This is a genomic window from Actinoalloteichus fjordicus, from assembly GCF_001941625.1.
In the GTDB taxonomy this organism is placed as follows: domain Bacteria; phylum Actinomycetota; class Actinomycetes; order Mycobacteriales; family Pseudonocardiaceae; genus Actinoalloteichus_A; species Actinoalloteichus_A fjordicus.
The window spans coordinates 4506712-4525840 of record NZ_CP016076.1 but is presented as its reverse complement, the minus strand read 5'-3'; the positions used below and the strand labels follow the sequence as shown (position 1 = coordinate 4525840).

At 65.7% G+C, this 19129-nt stretch carries 5 protein-coding genes; all 5 read left to right on the top strand.

The features are described 5' to 3' along the window. The first annotated feature begins 392 nt into the window (after nt 1-392). From UA74_RS19215 to UA74_RS19195, 5 genes are read left to right on the top strand one after another with little or no spacing between them, the layout of a single operon-like run. A complete protein-coding gene (locus UA74_RS19215; RefSeq protein ID WP_198042784.1) occupies nt 393-1559 on the top strand; it encodes a serine/threonine-protein kinase in 1167 nt (388 codons plus the stop codon). A 45-nt stretch (nt 1560-1604) separates the two neighbouring features. Then, on the top strand, nt 1605-4565 hold the full coding sequence (locus UA74_RS19210) for a DEAD/DEAH box helicase (RefSeq protein WP_232237334.1): 2961 nt from the start codon (nt 1605-1607) through the stop codon (nt 4563-4565). After that, entirely contained in the window at nt 4565-10006 is a 5442-nt protein-coding gene (locus UA74_RS19205; RefSeq protein ID WP_075765060.1) for a hypothetical protein, read from the top strand. The genes UA74_RS19210 and UA74_RS19205 overlap by 1 nt, the downstream gene beginning before the upstream one ends. Further along, nucleotides 10003-16710 carry a DEAD/DEAH box helicase gene (locus tag UA74_RS19200; RefSeq protein ID WP_075765058.1) on the top strand — a complete coding sequence of 2236 codons (6708 nt, stop codon included), beginning with the start codon at nt 10003-10005 and terminating at the stop codon, nt 16708-16710. Before UA74_RS19205 ends, UA74_RS19200 begins: the two co-directional genes overlap by 4 nt. Beyond that, nucleotides 16710-18998: a UvrD-helicase domain-containing protein gene (locus tag UA74_RS19195; RefSeq protein WP_075741496.1), complete on the top strand. Its 2289-nt coding sequence runs from the start codon at nt 16710-16712 to the stop codon at nt 18996-18998. Before UA74_RS19200 ends, UA74_RS19195 begins: the two co-directional genes overlap by 1 nt. The last annotated feature ends 131 nt before the right edge of the window (nt 18999-19129 follow it).

Genomic DNA, 19129 nt, shown 5'->3' with positions numbered 1-19129 from the left:
ATGCCGTTCGCCATCCCGCGTGTGCGTTCTCGCTGGGCAGTGCAGCTTCCGCCTGATGAACCGAACGTGGACAAGGCCTTCGATATCGACCATCTTCGCCGCTGAGCACGTCGTCGGAGCACGATTGGCGGCATCGCCCGCTCGCGGTGCCGAACTCTTCGGCTGGCTCAGCCGTCACCGCAGGTCATCGAATGCTCATTGTCCTGGCGGACGGTTACCGCCTGCTTGTTGTCTGCCACGAACGTCACTCCTCGACCACTGTGTTTTCGTCGCCCTTGCCACCGCACTGTCCTGCTTCACGAGGATTGCCAAAATCCCTATGTAGGACGTGGTCCAGTGCCCCTTCACCGAGTAAGGTGTAGTCCTCGGAGCTAGAGTGCGGGCAATAACGCGTGGATTTGAGGGGCGACAGGTCGGCCATGAGTGGTACTCCCGCGCTGATTGGCCGCTATGTGGTGGAGCGCGAGCTTGGCTCCGGTGGCATGGGCGAGGTGTACCTCGCTTACTCGCCTGCCGGCGATCCCGTTGCGGTGAAGCTCATCCGCAGGGACCGGTTGGATCCGGTCACGCGCGCGCGGTTCGAGAAGGAAGCCCTGATCGCTCGGACCGTGGTCGGGACGAACCGGGTGGCGAGGTTCCTCGATGCGGATCCCTACGCGGATCGACCCTGGCTGGCGATGGAGTACGTGCCGGGAAGCACCTTGTTCGTTCATGTCGAAGCTCACGGCCCACTGCCTGCGCCGCTTGTCCTCAGTCTCGGTGCGTTACTCGCCGAGGGCCTGGCGGCCGTACATGCCACCGGACTTCTGCATCGGGACGTCAAGCCACAGAACGTGATCATGGGTGACTACGGTCCGACGCTGATCGACTTTGGTCTCGGTGCCTTCCTCGATGCGGCGAAGGACACCTTGTCACACAGTGGAATGATCATCGGCACAGTGCGTTGTATGCCGCCGGAGCAGGCGATGGGGCGTCCGCAGGTCACACCGGCCGCAGACGTGTACGGGCTGGGGACCGTTCTGCTGCACGCGGCGACAGGACACTATCCCTACGAGGGTGGACGATGGGAGGCGATCGTCGGACAGGTCGCCGACCCTCGTCAGCTTCCCGACCTGGGCGGCCTCCCAGACGCTCTGCTCCCCTTGGTCTCGTCGATGCTCGCGCACGATCCCGTCGATCGTCCGTCTCTCACGGCGGTGACAGCCGCGTGCACGACGCTGATGTACGACGGCGATCTGTCGCCTGTGGAAGCCCGTCGAGCGTTGATCGACCGTACGGTCGCCCACTCGTCGGTGACAGCGGCACCGGCTGCTCCACCGTCCTCGTTGCTGGATCGGCTCGAAGCACAGGTCGTGCCCCTCAACGGTGAGACAGGGCTGGACAGTCCTCTCGACAGCCCGCCCGAGGCATCCGAAGAAGGTGCGCGGCACGAGGTTTCCAGCGAGGTCGAACAGGCCGCCGTACCGGCCCCCGCAGGTGCGCGGGGCGGGCGGGTGCCCGCTTCACAGCGAGTTGCCGAGGAGCTGCGGAAGCACTATACGACGCAACCTGGCTTATAGCCGATTCTGCACAGCGGGACGAATGAGTTCATGAATGGAGTGCGCTTGACCGGGATCGCCGGGCAGGAAGACGCCCAGGAGATGTACGAGTCCACGGCGAGGTATGCACCGGGCGCTCAGGTGCGGATCCGGGATGAGCAGTGGTTGGTGAAGAAGGTCGGCAACACCCGATATGACGGCTGGATGCTCGAGGTCACCGGCGTCTCCCCGTTTGTTCGCGGAACCGACGCGGTCTTCTATGAGAAGCTCGAGAAGCCCTCCGGGATCGAGGTGCTCGACCCGAGGAAGACCCGGTTGGTGGCTGACGATTCTCCGAATCACCGCCGGGCGCGTCTCTATCTGGAGGCGGCGATCCGCAAGACCGCCTTGCCGCAGACGGAGCACGGACTTGCGCTCGCTGACAGCTTCCTCATGGATAAGCAGACCCATCAGTTGCGCCCCGTCGAGCTTGCGCTCTCGGCACAGAACCCACAGCCGCGCATTCTCATCGCGGATGTGGTAGGCCTTGGCAAGACCTTGGAGATCGGTCTCCTGCTTGCTGAGCTCATGCGCCGTGGACGTGGTGAGCGGATCCTTGTGGTGACTCCTGCCCACGTCTTGGAGCAGTTTCAGCGTGAGCTGTGGACTCGCTTCTCCATCCCGCTGGTCCGGCTGGATTCGACCGGGATCCAGCGTATCCAGCAGGACATACCGGCGGGGCGTAATCCCTTTGTCTATTTCAAACGCGCCATCATCTCCGTGGACACGCTCAAGAGCGACGTCTATACGCACCACCTCGGCAGTACCGACTGGGATGCGGTCGTCATCGACGAGTCTCACAACCTGGTCACCCGTGGTACTCGCAATAATGCGCTTGCCCAGCTGCTCGCCCGCCGTACGGATGCCTTGATCCTCGCCTCCGCGACCCCGCACAACGGCAACGCCGAGTCTTTCGCTGAGCTGATCAAGCTGCTTGACGAGGCCGCGATCGCCGACCCCTCGAACTACGACGTGAAGAACCTTGAGCACCTCTATATTCGGAGGACGAAGATCTCACGCGAAGTGCGTGACTCGCTCAAGGGAGCCTGGGCCGACAGAGGGCCGTCCTTACCAGTGGAAGTCAGGGTGACGAACAGGGAACGTACGGTCTTCGAAGAGCTCGCCTCCCGATGGATTCCGCGCGACCGCACGGCGCGCTCGGTCAGCGATCACCAGCTCTTCCCGTACACGTTGTTCAAGTCGTTCCTCTCCTCCCACAAGGCGTTACGGGCGACCATCGAGGCGCGACTACGCACGCTGGACAGGTCTGCGGCTCCGAGCGAGACCGAGCGGTCGGCGCTGGTGGATCTCGATCAGCTCGCCTCTCGTATCGAGGATGCCGACTCGGCGAAGCTCGCGAAGCTGGTCGAGGTACTGAAGGAACTCGACGTCGGGCCTCAGTCGGCTACCCGAGTCGTGGTCTTCTCCGAGCGTATCGCGACGTTGACATGGCTCGCCGAGGTCGTACCGGCGCAGCTGGGCTTCCCCACGGGCAGGAGCGACGACAAGAACAAGCCCTGGCTGTCTTACGGCGGTGTCGTGCAGGTGATGCACGGCGAGGCCACCGGCGACGACGAACAGAAGAAGATCGTCGAAAAGTTCGGTCTGCGGGACGACCCGGTCCGGATTTTGTTCACCGGCGATGTCGCCTCGGAAGGCGTCAATCTGCACCAGCAGTGCAATCAGCTCATTCACTATGACCTGCCGTGGTCGTTGATCCGGATCGAGCAGCGCAACGGCCGCATCGACCGCTACGGGCAGGAGAATCCGCCCGAGTTCCGTGCTCTCATCCTCACCAGCGACGTCCAGTGGCGTGCGGACGAGGCGACCGGCGAGGTCCTCTTCCTCGATGACCGGCTGGTCGGCGCCAAGCTCCTTCGGCGGGAGGAGGAGGCGCATAAGATCGAGGGATCGGCTGAGGCGGTCACCGGTCTGTACCGGGCGCAGGAAGAGGACAACCGCCTCACCAAGGATCTGATTGCGGGCCGCACCGTCGAGACGTCTCTCAGGCAGTCACGGCAGGGCAGCGCAGGCCTCCTCGCCAAGATACTGGGAAACGTGGGCGCGAATCCTGATCACACTGAGGTCCCCATCGCCACGGTCCCGTCAGTGTTCGAGTCCACCGCCGCGTACTTCGACGAGGCGTTGCGCCAGATCTGCCCGACCCGCCCGGAGGATGACCTGTCGTTGCGCCGTGACGAGGACGGCACCATCGCCTTCGAGCCGCCGGCGGACCTGCAGTATCGATTCAAGGCGTTACCCAAGTCGTATTTGGATGAACAGGGCATCCTGCCTACCACGAAACGGCCCGGCCGGTTACGCATGACCTTCTCCAAGAAGCTGGCAGAACAGCGACTGAAGGCGGCACGTGACTCGTCGAAGACATTGTGGCCCAACGTCGGCTACGTGTCCGATGTTCACCCGGTGCTGGACTGGGTGACGGACAAGGCCCTCGCCTCGATCCGCTACGACGAGGCGTTCGTCTTGGCCTACGTACCCCACGCGCGCCTGGCAGGACCGGTGTTCCTCGTCCAGGGGATCTACTCCAATGCGCTCGGAAGGCCGACCGTTGTCGAGTGGATGGCGGTCCTCGGCCTGCCGGACACACCGAGGGTAGTACCCATGGATGCGGACTTCCTGGCACTCTGCGGGGTGGGGCCGAGGATGCCCGGCCGTGCAGTAGCGCAGGACGCAGAAGGCCTGCAACGTCTTGTCCCGCTGGCGATCGACGAAGCAGAACGGCATCTCGTGCTCAGGGAGAACGAATACGCCCGGCGCATCGACCGGGTTCTCGAGCCCTACAGCAGGCGCGTGCAGGAATGGCGGCAGGAAGCGCTCTTCGCGGCGGGCAGAATCGACGAACAGGGCGTGAAACTCACCGCGAGCCGCCGTGAATCCCTCATCGCCTCGTTGCAGACGTCCGGAGCGCCGATGCTGCGCTTGCTCGCCGTCCTCGAACCGCTGTCCGCAGTGGGAGACAACGCCTGATGAGTACCGACTTCGACTCCTTCACCAATCGGGGCGAGTACTTCGCCGCGCACTACTTCGCTGATCAGCTGGGCGTGGATCTCAAGAAGGGGCTCCTGTCCACCTGGTCACGGCGTGAGAGCGATGAGCACGACCAGCGCAAGACGCCTCGGCAGAGGCTGCGGGATCTCCGCGGCGACTACCTGTCGGACACAGTGCGCACCTACTTCGCCGAGTGCGCAGAGCAGGATGCGGCGGACAGCGGCGAGGTCGCCGCTCGGCTACGCACCCACAACAATCCGGAGTGGGTGAGGCGGCTCGGCTGCTGGCACCGGGACGTTCTCGGCGCCCTCGGCTTGTCCGAAGGCCCTACCCGGCTGACGGTCCACCGGGCCGGACGCGAACACGTCGTCGAGGTCGCGTGGCACGGCGACGGGATCGTGGCGGTCGAATGCGGCTGGACCGCGGTCAACGACTCGGCGCTCGACGCGGACGGCCCTGGCCGACTGCTCCATCCGTTGCGGCTGGGCGCAACGGAGGCGTACGAGACGGGACCGGCTCTCGCGACCTGGTTGTTCCAAGGTGAGCTGAACGAGGCAGGCGGGGCACCACCGCGCTTCGTGATCCTCCTGTGCGGCGGAGTCCTGGTGCTCGCAGACCGGCAGGCATGGGCCGAGGGACGGTTCCTCGCCGTGAATCTGGACGCGGCGCTGGAGCGCAACGACCGCAGACAACTCGGTGAACTCGCTACCGTCGCCGCGCTGTTCAGCCACGAGATACTGGCTCCTGGAGACGACGGCAAGGGGCCGCAGATCGACGCATTGCTCAAGGCGTCGACCGACAATGCGGTCGGAGTGTCCGGGGAGCTCCGCGAAGGGCTCCGGCGTTCGGTGGAGATCATCGCCAACGAGGTGCTCGTACGGCTGGACGCTGCCGGTGTCGAGCCTCGGCAGGTCGAGGACGTCAGGATCCCGTTCGCCGGCGAGCTCGCACGTGAGTCACTGCGCTACCTCTACCGCATCCTGTTCCTGCTGTACGCCGAAGCCCGGCCTGAACTGGGCATCCTTCCGGCGGATGATGGTTCGTACGAGGCAGGCTACTCGGTCGCCCGGCTGCGGGAACTCGTCGAACGTGACGAGCAGCTCGTCGAGGAGGAAGCCAGCAATGGTTTTCACCTCTTCGAGTCGCTGCACGTCCTTTTCGACAAGGTCAACAACGGGCACCGGCCCTATGGCACCGAGTCCGATGACGACCTCCCCGGCGAGGACGAGGCGACCCGCAAGTCGAAGGCCGAACGTCGAAGCGAAGATCGAGGCCTTCGCTTCGAGCCGCTGCGCAGCGAACTGTTCGAGCCGAAGGCGATCCGGCTGATCGGCCGCAGCGTCCTCGATCCGCGCGCTGCCGAGGACAGCAGTACGTTCCTGGACCTGCGGCTGCGCAATTCCGCGCTGCACGAGGTGCTGCGGCTGCTGACGATGAAGAAGGCCACCCGGCGCGGCGATCGCGGCGGGTTCATCTCGTACCGCAACCTGGGCATCAACCAGCTCGGCGCCGTCTACGAGGGCCTGATGTCCTACACCGGGAACATCGCCGAGGAGGAGTTGTGCGAGGTCGCCAAAGACGGTGATCCGGACAAGGGATCGTGGCTGATCCCCTCTCACCGGCAGACGGACTATCCGGAGGGCACGCTCGTCGAATACGACGACCACGACGTCCGCAAGGGACTGCGCGGGCCGAAGCGTTACCAGGCAGGCACGTTCGTCTACCGACTGGCCGGGCGGGACCGCGAGACCTCCGCTTCGTACTACACGCCCGAGTCGCTCACCAAGGTCACGGTTGAGCTTGCGCTGAAGCACCGGCTCGATCAGGAACGCGACGCCCAGGGAAAGACGATCACGACGCGGGCCGCGGAGCTGTTGACGTACAAGATCTGCGAGCCCGCTCTCGGATCCGGCGCTTTCCTCAACGAGGCGATCAACCAGGTCGCCGAGGAATACCTGCGGCGGCGTCAGGACGAGCTCGGAGTCTCGATTCCGACGGCGGATGCCCTGACCGAGAAGCAGAAAGCCAAGGCGTACATCGCATTGCACAACGCCTACGGAGTGGACCTGAATGCGACCGGCGTCGAGCTGGCCGAGGTGTCGTTATGGCTCAACACCATGCACCCCGGCATGCGGGCACCCTGGTTCGGCCTGCACCTGCGGCAGGGCAACTCGCTCATCGGCGGGCGACGAGCGGTCTACGCGGGGGAGGACGTCGCCTCGGCGGCGAAGGCGTGGCTGAAGACGAAGGGCGGATTGGCTCCGACCCCGTTGCCGTTTCGAAAGGACGGCGTGGAGCAGCCGCTGCCACCGGACGCGGTGCACCAGTTCCTCCTGCCGAGCCCGGGATGGGCGGCGGTCACCGGGGCAAGCGAGGCCAAAGACCTGGCGGGCAGCGAGGTGGCTCAGCTTGCTGCCTGGCGGCGGGGTGTCCTCCAGCGGCCGAAGCGCAGTACGGCGCATCTGAACAAGAACACCGGCGAGCCCAAGATGAAGAACGGCCGGCCCCAATCAGAGGCGCCGTCCCAGTTCACCCGGCTGCGCGACGCCGCCAGGCGGGTGGAGTTCCTGTGGGCGCTGGTCGTCAAGCGGATGGAGATCTCGGAGCAGGCGATCGCCCGCCGGATCGACGTCTGGGGTGCCGACCCGGCCGATCCCGAATTCGGCTTCCTGCGGCGGCCGGAGCACGCGGTGCAGAAGGAGCAGGTCTTCGAGGACCTCTTCCACGCCGTCGACACGCCTTACTGGCGGTTGAAGACCGTCATGGACGCTTGGTGTGCGCTGTGGTTCTGGCCGGTCGACAAGGCTGCGTTGCTTGACGGTACGGATGGGGTGTACGGGGAAACGGTCGCCGTGGACACCGTGGCAGTCAGTGCATTGCTGGGTGAATCGCCCGCTGCGGCGGCGACCTGGCCTCGGGTCGAGGAGCGCTTCGCGCTGTTCGCCGTGGGTCCCGAACAGACGTCGCTCGGTGATTTAGAACCGCAGTCCGATGATGACGTGATCATCGAGACCCGTGAGATCAAGCGGAAGGATACGCCTAAGGAGAAGCCGAAGCCTGTGCCGCGGCGGGCCGCCATCCCGTTGCAGGACCTCGGCGACTGGCTGGACTTCCTGGAGGCGATGCTCGGCACCGGGGACGTGTATGAGGACGAGATCATCAGCCAGTTCAACAACCTGGAGGACCTGAAGGACTTCGAGGCGGTCCTGCCGACGTACATGGGCATGGATCTGGCGAATCCGGAGCAGCGCTTCCCGTGGCTGCATACGGTGCGGGACATCGCGACACAGCAGAACTTTCTGCACTGGGAACTGGATTTCGCACTCGTCTTCGCGGAGGGCGGCGGCTTCGACCTCCAGGTGGGTAATCCGCCGTGGGTGCGTCCCCGCTGGAACGAGTCAGCGGTTCTGGCCGAGCACGAGCCGTGGTTCGAACTGCAACAGAAGGCGTCGACGGCGGATAAGGCGTACCGACGTGCAAAGCTTCTTCAGACGCCGAGGACGCTCGAGTATTTCCTCGGCGAACTGACCAACACGGCCGCGCAGGTCGCCCTGTTCGGCTCCTCGCAGGTCTACCCGCTTCTAGTAGGGACTCAGCCCGACCTGTACCGGGCGTTCATGGCTCAGGTCTGGGCGCATGCCTCATCGACGGGGACAACAGGTCTTGTCCATCCGGACACCCATTTCACCGGAGACAAGGAAGGAGATCTTCGGGAGGCTGCCTACCGGCGACTGCGCATCCATGGCGACTTCGTCAACTCGGGACAGCGCTTCTTCCCTGAACCTGTCGGCCACACTGCTCACTTCGGTGTGCATATCTACGGGCAGCCGGGCGAGATCAGGTTCGACCACCTGTCGTGGCTGGTGTCGGCGGATGCCCTGCGGCACTCGGCCCAGCATGACGGATCAGGCGAGGTGCCGGGAATCCGCTATCACAACGGTGAGTTCGATGAGCGTCCGCACCGGAGCCGAGTGGTTTCCGTCGATCTTGACCAGCTCTCTGTTTGGCGGCGTCTGCTCGACCAAGAGGATGCGCCGGTGGAACAGGCTCGTCTGCTGTTCCCGGTGAGCAAGGCAGAAGCTGCGGCCATCGAAGCCCTTGCTGACTACCCGCTACGGTTGGGGGCTCTCTCGCCCCAGGTAACGCGCGGGTACGACGAGAGCAGCGCCAAGAAGGACAACCTGATCGACTACAACCGCCGAGATGCTGTCACCGGTCGGGAGTACCAGCCTGATCGATGGCGCAGGGTGATCCTCAAGGGAACGCAGCTGAGCGTCGCCACACCAGTGTTCAAGCGGCACGACGCCAACAGTAACGACCCGTATGGAGCCGACCTCGTCAGCCTCTCCTCGGATTTCGTGCCTGACACCGAGTACGTCCGGGCAGAGGGCAGAACGCAGGCCTACCTCGCGGCGCAGGACCGCTGGATTGACCACCGCGCGCTCGCGCGTCTTCGCGCCGACGAGAAGGCGATCGCACGCGCGCGAAACCGAATCTCATCGGCCGAAGGTTTCAGCGAGAACGAGGTTGATCCGGAGAAGATCGAGGCTCTTCTCGTGGGCAGGGCGCGACGGAGGTACGCCGTCTTTTATCGCCTGGCGTGGCGTCGCCAGGTTGCTCCCGACACCGAGCGTGCTCTGTATCCAGCGTTGATCCCGCCTGGCGCCACCCACGTGGACGCCGTACACAGTCTCGTTATGCCCACGACGAACCTCGTGGTGTTGGCCGCGGGTTTCTGGGCCGCGCTTCCGCTGGACTACTTCTTGCGAGCCACCGGCCGAGGTGATCTCCGGGTAGCTGGGGCGAAGGCGATGCCAGCCCCTGTGCAGGATCATCCTCTTGCCTCCGGCCTCCTGCTTCGTACTCTGCGCCTCAACTGCCTAACCGATGCGTACAGGAAGCTCTGGACAGAGTTGTACGACCCTGCTTGGCACGACAACGAGCGCTGGGCATACGACTGGCCCGACCTCCAACCCCTCCACGACGTCACGCCGGAGTGGCGGCCGGAGACACCGTTGCGGTCCGAACGGGCCCGCCGCTCCGCGTTGGTCGAGATCGACGCCTTGGTCGCCGTGTGGCTGGGCATGAGCGCGGACGCCCTGATCGCCGCGTACCGAGGCCGCTTCCCGGTGCTGCAGAAGTACGAGGCGGTCACGTGGTTCGACGCCGACGGCTGGAAGCTGGCAGGCAACGCACGCACGATCGGTCAGCGGCAGTCGAAGGAGAGTTGGGCTCAGTTCGAGGCATATCGGAAGGCGCCGACCGCTGCCCCGGTGCCGGAGGGCTACACCGCGCCGTTCTATCAGGCCCATCGCGAAACAGAGATGCGGGCAGCACACGCCGTGTTCCAGGCTCGTCTCGACGCCGCCGTCGCGCGCGGTGAGTGGGACCCGGTCAAACAGGAGGTGCCGCAGCCGTGAGGCCGACGCTCGAAGCACGGGGGCTCAAGGAAAGCCTGCTGCAGTACCTGTCGACCACCTACGCCCTCACCGATGAAGGCGCACGCGAGTCGCTGCACCGGTTTCTCGGGGACGAGACCTCGGGCATGTTCCGTGGTCCGTTTCTCCGCATCCGCACCCCTTTCACGGCGGCGGACTCCAGCTGGCGCGAGCTGCTGGACTGGAAGCGTGAGGACGGCTGGACGCCGTACGCCCACCAGGCCGAGGCCTTCGCCCGACTCAGCTCCGCAGCTGGTCGAACCCCGCAGCCGACCGTCATCACCACGGGCACGGGCTCCGGGAAGACCGAGGCGTTCCTCTACCCGATTCTTGATCACTGCGCGCGGGAGAAGGCCGCAGGCCGCGAGGGGATCAAGGCGGTCTTCCTGTACCCGATGAACGCTCTCGCGACAGACCAGGCGCAACGTCTCAACACACTGCTCGTCGAGCACACGGCGTTGAGCAGACTGCACGCAGGCCTGTACATCGGCGACCGGGCGGCAACCAGGTACGAGAAGGTCCACACCCGGCGCTCGGACATGTGGCTCTCGCCGCCCGACATCCTCATCACCAACTACAAGATGCTCGACCTCCTGCTGCAACGCTCCTCAGACGCTCCACTGTGGGCTGACGTGGACCTTCGTTACGTCGTCGTGGACGAGTTCCACACCTACGACGGCGCGCAGGGCACGGACGTGGCGATGCTGCTGCGTCGCCTCGCCGCCGCGGTAGGGACGCCCGAGCCTGCCCGGCCGCTCGGCCGCATCTGTCCGGTGGCCACGTCCGCGACCTTGGGCTCCGGTGTCGGTGCTGACGCGAGCGCCCTGCTCGACGTCGTCACGCAGGTCTTCGGCACCGAGTTCACCGCGGATGCGGTGATCGGCGAGAACCGACAGTCGGTCGACGAGTTCATCCCCGTCCAGGACTTCGATCCGATCCTCCCGTTCCCGCTGCCCGAGCAGCTCGCCGCATTGCCCGACCCGGCCACCGGCGAGGAGGCGTCGGCTGATCTGATCGAGGCGGTCACCGGCACGCGCGACCTGGACCCGTTCGTGCTCGGGGCGAACCTGAAGAAGCACATGCTCACTTCGGCCGTCCTGCGGTCGCTGGACGGCGTGGTCCGGATGGGCGCCGAGATCCTGGACATGATGTGGCGTACTGGCGCGCAATCGTGGGTGCAGGCGATCACTCGTCATCCCGAGGTCGCGGCCGCTGCTCTCGCCCGGTTCGTGGCGCTGCTCTCGATCGCGCGTGACCCCGAGTCCACTCCTGACCGGCCGCGTCCGTTCGTGCAAGTCGAGGTACACCAATGGGCTCGCTCGGTGTCCCGGCTCGTACGCGGTGTGTTGCCATGGCCGAAGGCGGAGTTTCGCTGGGACACGGCCGGAACCAACGATGCACAGGGCGCGAACCACGGCCGTACGGCTCCGGTGACGGTGGCGACGTCCGGGCAGTCGGCGAACCTGTTCCTGCCTGCGGTCTACTGCCGCGACTGCGGGCGTTCTGGATGGGCGGTGTTCTCCCCGGAGAGCGACGACCAGGACGTGGAGTTCGACACTCACAGGATCCGGCGAGCCTCCACCAGCCAGGACAAGATCAGGGTCCGTAACCTGATCGCGGCGACCGATCGTGAGGCGCGGGAAGGCTCCGGCGCTGCACCGATGGCGATGTCGGCTCGTTCCAGCAGAGACAAGGGCGCACTGGCCCACGGCACCGGTGGGATCCTGCTGGTGCTGGACGGGCTCGAGCGTCGGCTGAAATTGCCCGACCCGCAGAAGGACTACGACCAGGCGACCGGTGAACCGCGTCTGACCGCACGCGATTCGGCCTTCGTCCTCGCCAACATCGGCGATACCGCGAACACCGCAGCCGGCGAGGACTGGTGCCCCGCATGCGGGGAGCGCAACGCGATCCGGTACCTGGGAACCGGTGCTGCGGCGCTCGCGGCGGCCTCGGTGACCCAGCTCTTCACCGGGGGAGAGCTCGACGAGGAGCTGGCCGAGGACAAGACGCTGATGTTCAACGACTCGGTGCAGGACGCCGCGCATCGGGCCGGGTTCGTTGCGAGCCGCTCGTTCACCTTCTCCCTGCGTGCGCTGCTGAAGAAGCATCTGTCCGAGGATCGGTCGACTGCCCTGAACGACCTCATCGCCGACGTCGTCGCAGCGACCACCGATTCGAAGACCTTGAGTGCGGTCGTCCCGACCGACCTGCACGACCACAAGGGAGTGAATCGGCTGCTCTCCGGCCAGGGGCGCGGCGGCGATCTGAAGACCTGGCGCTTGATCGGCGAGCGGCTCGCTTTCGAAGCGTTGATGGAGTTCGGCTTCCGGTCGCGCAATGGCCGCACCTTGGAGCTGACCCGCACCGCGGCCGCACAGGTTCGAGTCTCCGATCCGGCGGCCGCGGTGGAACTCGTCAAGGCCGTCCACCTCGGGCTCCAACGGGGCGGGGTGGCTCCCGACGCGCAGGATGCGCCGAGATATCTGGCGTTTCTACGCATCTTTCTGGAGCGGCTGCGGACTCGTGGTGCGATCAAGCACCGATGGCTGAAGGGATATCTACAGGAGGCAGGCACCAGTCGGTACCACGTCTGGGGTGGTCGGCCGCCGGGCATGCGGGCGTTCCCCAAGGGCATCGGCGCCCCGAGGTTTCTGCTCGCCCAGCCCAAGGCGGCCAGTGAGTTCGACTTCGCCACGGGGCGGCTGTCCTGGTACGAGCGCTGGGCGCAGCGGTGCCTGGAGCTGCCGCGCGAGCAGGTCCCGGAGTTCTGGAGCCTGCTGCTGCCCGAGCTCGCCGCCGCAGGCCTGCTGTCGGTCGGCACACCCAACGACAGCTCGGCGCGGATCTACGGTCTCCAGCCGGGCCACATCGACATCCGGTTGTTGACCGACGACGAGGTGAACACCGCGTTCGTGCGCTGCCCGGTGTGTTTCTGGGAGCAGACGGTGCACCCGTCACTGCTGGGGCAGTGGCACGGTCAGCCCTGTCCTTCCTACCGCTGCCGCACCGGCCGTCTTGTTGCCGGAGACCGGCCTGAGGAGCTGGGCACTCACCAGCGGGATCGCGACTACCGTGGCGACTACTACCGGCGCCTGTACCGGCGGGCTGGCACATATCAGGTGATCACCGCCGAGCACACCGGCATGCTCAGCCGTCCCGAGCGCGAGCGGGTCGAGGCGGCGTTCAAGCACGGCACCGGGTTCAAGGATCCCAACGTGCTGTCGTGCACGCCGACACTGGAGATGGGCATCGATATCGGCGAGCTGTCGGCCGTCGTGCTGGCGGCGTTGCCGCGCCGCCCGGCCAACTATGCACAGCAGGTCGGCCGCGCGGGACGCCGCACCGGCAATGCCTTCCTGCTGACCATCCCCGACCGCAGCCGTAGGGACCTGTACTTCCTCGACCAGCCAAGGGAGATGATCGACGGCCAGATCCTGCCACCCGGATGTCACCTCTCCGCAGTCGAGATCCTGCGCCGTCAGTACTTGGCGCACCTGCTGGACCTTGCGGCTCGAGGTCGTCTGCTCCGTGGCGACGGCATTCCGCTGCGTGCGCTGCCGCCGCAGGCACCTGCACTGTTCGGCCCGTCCGGATATCTCGCTGACCTGGTAGAGGTGGTTCTCGCTCAAGGTGATCAGCTGGTCGAGGGTTTTCTGGCGCTCTTTCCCACCGGGGTGAACGACGAGGCCAAGACCGACCTGCGGGCCTATGCGACCCGCGGGCTGCGGAGCGCGGTCGAGGAGGCTGAACGTGATTGGCGGCGCAGCGAGGACATTCTGCGCTCGCGCCTGAGGATGATCGACGAAGCGCACGGTGAGCTGCACGAGTCCGATCCGGAACAGGCAGGCCAGCGGGCCGAACTCGACGCGGAGCGGCGGGCGGTCGGCAGGCGTCTGCTCCAGCACGGCATGACACCCGCGCAGAATGCGATGTGCGATCTCGGGCTGCTGCCGAACTACGCCCTGATCGACACCGTCACCACGCTGAACTCCACGCTGTACTGGTCTGAGGGCGCGGACCCGGCCACGGGGAAGCAGCGGTTCACGTCCAGACTTCGTTCGTACGACCGGCCCCGGCGGTATGCGCTGTCCGAGCTTGCGCCCGGCAACACCTTCTACGTCAACGGGTACCGACACCAGATCACCGGTATGGAGATCGGCACGACGGCCCACCGGCAGTGGCAGCACTGGAGGTTCTGCCAGGACTGCGGTTTCGTGCGCACGGAGAATGCCGCCGAGGACCGCTCACCCTGCCCACGTTGCCGCAGCCCACGCATCGCCGATGACGGCTCGTGCCTGCACCGGGTGGTGGAACCGGCCGTCGTCACCTCGCGGGACAAGCGTGAGGATGCGCGGATCGGCGATGACAAGGACGATCGCGATCGGCGATTCTACACCGTCATCGACGCGGTGGACATCCCGATCGAGGCGATCGAACCAGACACGTCATGGCGCCACGGCACGCAGACCTTCGGTGTCGACTTCTGCCGAAGTGCCACGGTTCGGCGCGTCAACGTCGGCCTCGCCCGCTTCGACAGGAACCTGGAGGACGACCTGGCCGGGCAGTCCGTCCGGTTGAGTCCCTTCCACGTCTGCACCGGCTGCGGCGCGGCGACGGCCGACGGCAAACCGGTCTTCGACCACGACACGGATGCCTTGAACTCGTCTGCCGCCCGCAACCCGAAGGTCAAGCACCACCAGCCCTGGTGTCCGCTGCGCCGGGGACGACGTTCGGAGACCGTACCTCAGGTGCCGGTGTTGCTGGCGCACCAGCTGCGTACCGAGGCACTGCGGGTGCTGCTACCTGCGGCAACCGTGCTCATCGAAGAGAAGGTCCACTCGTTCCGCGCGGCTCTACGACTGGGCGTCGACAGGCATTTCGGTGGCGACCCACAACATCTGGACACCACCGTGGCGTCAATGCCGGACCCGGCGACCGGGGAGCGGCGCCACTTCCTCGTTCTCTTCGACCGGCTCCCCGGCGGCACGGGTTATCTGCACAGGCTCACCGATGCAGCCGCGTTCAGGGCCACGCTGGCCGACGCGCGTCGGACACTGCTCGGCTGCCCGTGCAAAGACGAAGGCCGCCTGGCCTGTCACCGTTGCCTGCACCGTTACACCGACGAGCGCTATCAGGACATCGTCTCCCGCCGGGAGGCCTTGGAGATTCTCGGTGACCTCTTAGGCACCGTGGACGACGACGGTGAGACGCTCGTCGACGCGTGGACGGTCGACAAGGTTCCGCACACTGGGCGGATCGGCCTGGACAAGCAGGTGGAGTCCGATCTCGAGGCGCGTTTCCTGGCCGCATTGCGTGGATGGGTCACCACCGACGAGAACGCCACGCTGGATGAGGATGGCCGGGCCAGCGGCTACCTCCGGTTCGCTGACACCAACGGCGTCATCAACTGGCGATTGACCGCCCAGCAGGATCTGCACCACACCCGCACGGATTTCACGTTCGAACGGGTCGACGGACCGAAGCAGATCGTGACCGTCTACCTGGACGGCTATCGCTACCACGCGACCCGGCGTCACAACCGGCTCGGGGACGACTGCGACAAACGTAACCAGCTACGCAGCGACGGACGAGTGGTCTTCCAGATCACCTGGGACGATCTCGACCTGTTCGAACAGCGGAACACGCGCGCCGAACCGGTCTGGCCCCCGTATCAGGGGATCGCCCAAGATCGGGCCAAGGACGTTTACGAAGGCTTGGGCGAACACCGCTCTCGGCTTGCCGACGCCGTGTTCGTCGACCCGATCCGCTCCCTGCTCGCGTACCTACGTCGCCCCGACTTCACACTGTGGGCACGGCGTGCCAAAGCCCTGGTCGCAGGACTGACGACCTTAGCGGTTCCGATCTCTTCAGGGGTCGATCGCGAGGGTGCGAGGGCGTCGCTGCGGGCCGAGCTCGCTACACGTGAGAGCGCTCCTGCCGGGAACGACGGGCCGGTTCACGTTCTGCGCGGCACCGACCTGCATGGGCTTCCCATCATCCTTGCCATCGACTTCACCGACGAGGCTTCTGCTGACGCGGTGCGCTGGAGCGCCGTCGCCGTCCTCGACGACAGCGACGAGGCGCTGGAGACCGACGAACACAAGCTGCGCTGGCGTTCCTGGCTCTACTGGTCGAACCTGCTGCAATTCCTCTCCCACGCTGGGGGAGACGGGGTGCAGCTGGCCGCCAGCCGAGCTGCTGCGTTTCCGGTCGAGATCCTCGCCGTCTGCGGCGGCAGGGGAGAGCTGGATTCCCTCGCCGAGCTCCCGAAGCCGCGAAAGGTCGCGGAGCCGGAGGACTCGTTGTCAGTCGCCGAGCAAGACGTGACGCGGCTGCTGCGGGATGCGTCCTGGGACGAGGAGATCCTGCCGATCCTCGAAGAGGACGAACCGGAGTCAGCGCTGACCAGGCTTGCCAGACTGCTTGCCGCACAGGGCAAGAGGGCGCCCGTCTTCGGACACGAACTCGGCGAGCCGCGTTGGCAGGCGGACTTCGCCTGGGCGGAATCCGCGGTCCGCGTCGCTGTCGTCGCCGAGTCCGAGGACGATCACGACGTGGAGGCGATGAATCGCGATCGCGCGTATGCCGAGGCCGGTTGGACGGCGCGCACCGCAGACGACTGGCTCGACCACCTCGACTCGCTTCTCGACCTGCTCCCCGACGCGGAAGGTACCGCCGCCTGATGACCGCACGGCTCAGCCTGTACCAGAAGGCCGAACAGGAGCTGTACAAGCTCGACCGCTCGGTGAAGGCGAAGTTCTACGACTTCTGCCACCTCTTCCGAGACAACCCCGACCACCCCGGGCTCGACCTCAAACCGCTCATGGGTGATCGTCGGGTCTTCCGAGCGAAGATCGACCAGTCATACCGGGCGCTGCTCGCCAAGACGGGCATCGACGACAGAGGGCAGGAGAACTGGCTCGTCATCGCTGTCCGGCACCGCAAGCACGTGTACGAGGAGCTTTCCGTCGCGGTCAACCGGATCACCGGAGAGATCGAGTTCGTGGATCTGTCGGTGGTCGGTGCCAGCGTGCTGCAGCGGGCGGGAGTGACGCTCACGCCCGCCGAACCGGAATCCGAGACTCCTCGGATCACCCCGAGCAGGCCGAGCACGTCCGTTGCTCCGCTCCTCACCGGCATCACTGCGCAGGACCTTCGCGGCCTCGGAGTCACCGAACAACTGATCGATCTCGCCCTCGCTGTCACCGACAGCGGTGAACTCGACCAGTTGGTCTCCGGGGCACCGCTGTTGTCCAAGGACATCCTTTACGGGCTTGCGGCCGGTATGAGCATGGGCGAAGTGCGCAGGGAGATCACTTCTCAGGTCGAGGTCGAGCTAGGCGATGACTACGCCGAGAACCTCAGCGCAGCTCTTGCGCGCACCACGGTCACCACCTTCGACGAGGATCTCAAGGCTGCGATCGAGGAGGGCGACTTCCGCGCCTGGAAGATCTTCCTGCACCCGAGCCAGGCAAAGCTCGTCAGGCGCCACTACAACGGACCGGCCCGGGTCTCCGGCGGGCCGGGCACCGGCAAGACCATCGTCGCTCTGCACCGAGTGAAGCACCTCGCCGAACAGCTGTCGCCAGGCTCAGACAAGCCGATCCTGCTGACCACCTTCACGAAGAATCTCACCACGGATCTGCGTGCCCGCCTTGCCTCGCTGCTGGAGCCCGAATTGCTGGCCCGCGTTGAAATCACTCACATCGACCAGCTCGCCGCACGAGTTCTCAGCGAGAACGTCGGCGTCGGCGTCGGTAGGCAGCGGGTATTCGACACCGTGGCGCTCGGCGTCCTCCGTCAGGTGCTCGCTGAGGTCGACGACCAACGCTGGGACGCCGAGTTCCTTCTGGAGGAGTGGGATCAGGTCGTTCTCGGCCAGTCACTGAACACCCGCAAGGCATACTTCGATGCCCGTCGCGCAGGTCGCGGCCGATCGCTCACCCGCCCGGAACGCAACCAGATCTGGAAGTTGCTGGAACAGTTCACCGTACGTCTGGACAAGGAAGGCATCGAAACCTGGGGCCAGGCCGCGGAGCGGGCGGCTCGCTTCGCAATGGAGCGGGCTGCGAAAATCGAGGCACGACGGGACAACGAGGCGGTTGGTGGCGCGGAAGCGGCCCAGCCCGACGACAGTTCGGGCAGGTGCTATCGCAGTCACCGCTATCGGCATGTGGTCGTCGACGAGGCCCAAGATCTCCGCGCCGCCCACTGGACGATGTTGCGTGCCATGGTCCCGAAGAGTCCCAATGACCTGTTCATCGCCGGCGACACCCACCAGCGCATCTACGACCATCAGGTCACCCTCGGCACGGTGGGTATCAACATCCGTGGTCGTTCCTCACGGCTGACCCTCAGCTACCGCACCACGCGGGAGATCCTCGCCCGCGCGATCGGAGTCGTCGATCCGCAGAAGGTCTCCTACGACAACCTCGACGACGGTGCCGACACCCTCGAGGGCTATCGCTCGGTGCTCCATGGTCCGGCCCCCGAACTCGTGGCCTGCTCATCATGGGAGGACGAACTGACCCAGCTCGCCGCAGCCTTGACGAGCTGGCGCACCGAGATCTCCACTGGAGACAACGGGATACGGCGCGACCCCCGTGGCAATGTGGCCGTCTGTGTCGCAGATCGGGACATGGTCGGCCAGGTCATGCGCTACCTTGCGACACAGGCGGAGATTAGCTGCGCCGAACTCACCAAGGACGGCCCCAAGGGCGATGGTGAGGTTCACGTCGGCACCATGCACCGGTTCAAGGGACTCGAGTACCAGAAGCTGGCGATCGTCGGCGTGTGCGATGGCGTCATTCCCCGCACCGCCGTGATCGAGCGCTACCGGAAGGAGGATCAACAGCGCTCCGCTCGCGAGGAACGTAAGGCACGCTCGCTGCTTTTCGTTGCCGCGACCCGTGCCCGTGACACTCTGAGGATCAGCTGGCATGGCACACCCAGCCCGTACCTGTCGGTGTAGACGACGCGACGGTTAGCGTCGCTTCGTCAGTCCCTCGGTAGGTCACGGCTCCGCGAGGAGTCGGGAAAGCACTGGTTCATTGGCTGTAGCGGGATGATCCACGCAGAGGAACCATGGGGACCGTTGCGGCG

Coding starts and splice junctions, on each gene's coding strand:
- UA74_RS19205 (WP_075765060.1), top strand. CDS start 4,565: ATGAGTACCGACTTCGACTCCTTCACCAATCGGGGCGAGTACTTCGCC.
- UA74_RS19195 (WP_075741496.1), top strand. CDS start 16,710: ATGACCGCACGGCTCAGCCTGTACCAGAAGGCCGAACAGGAGCTGTAC.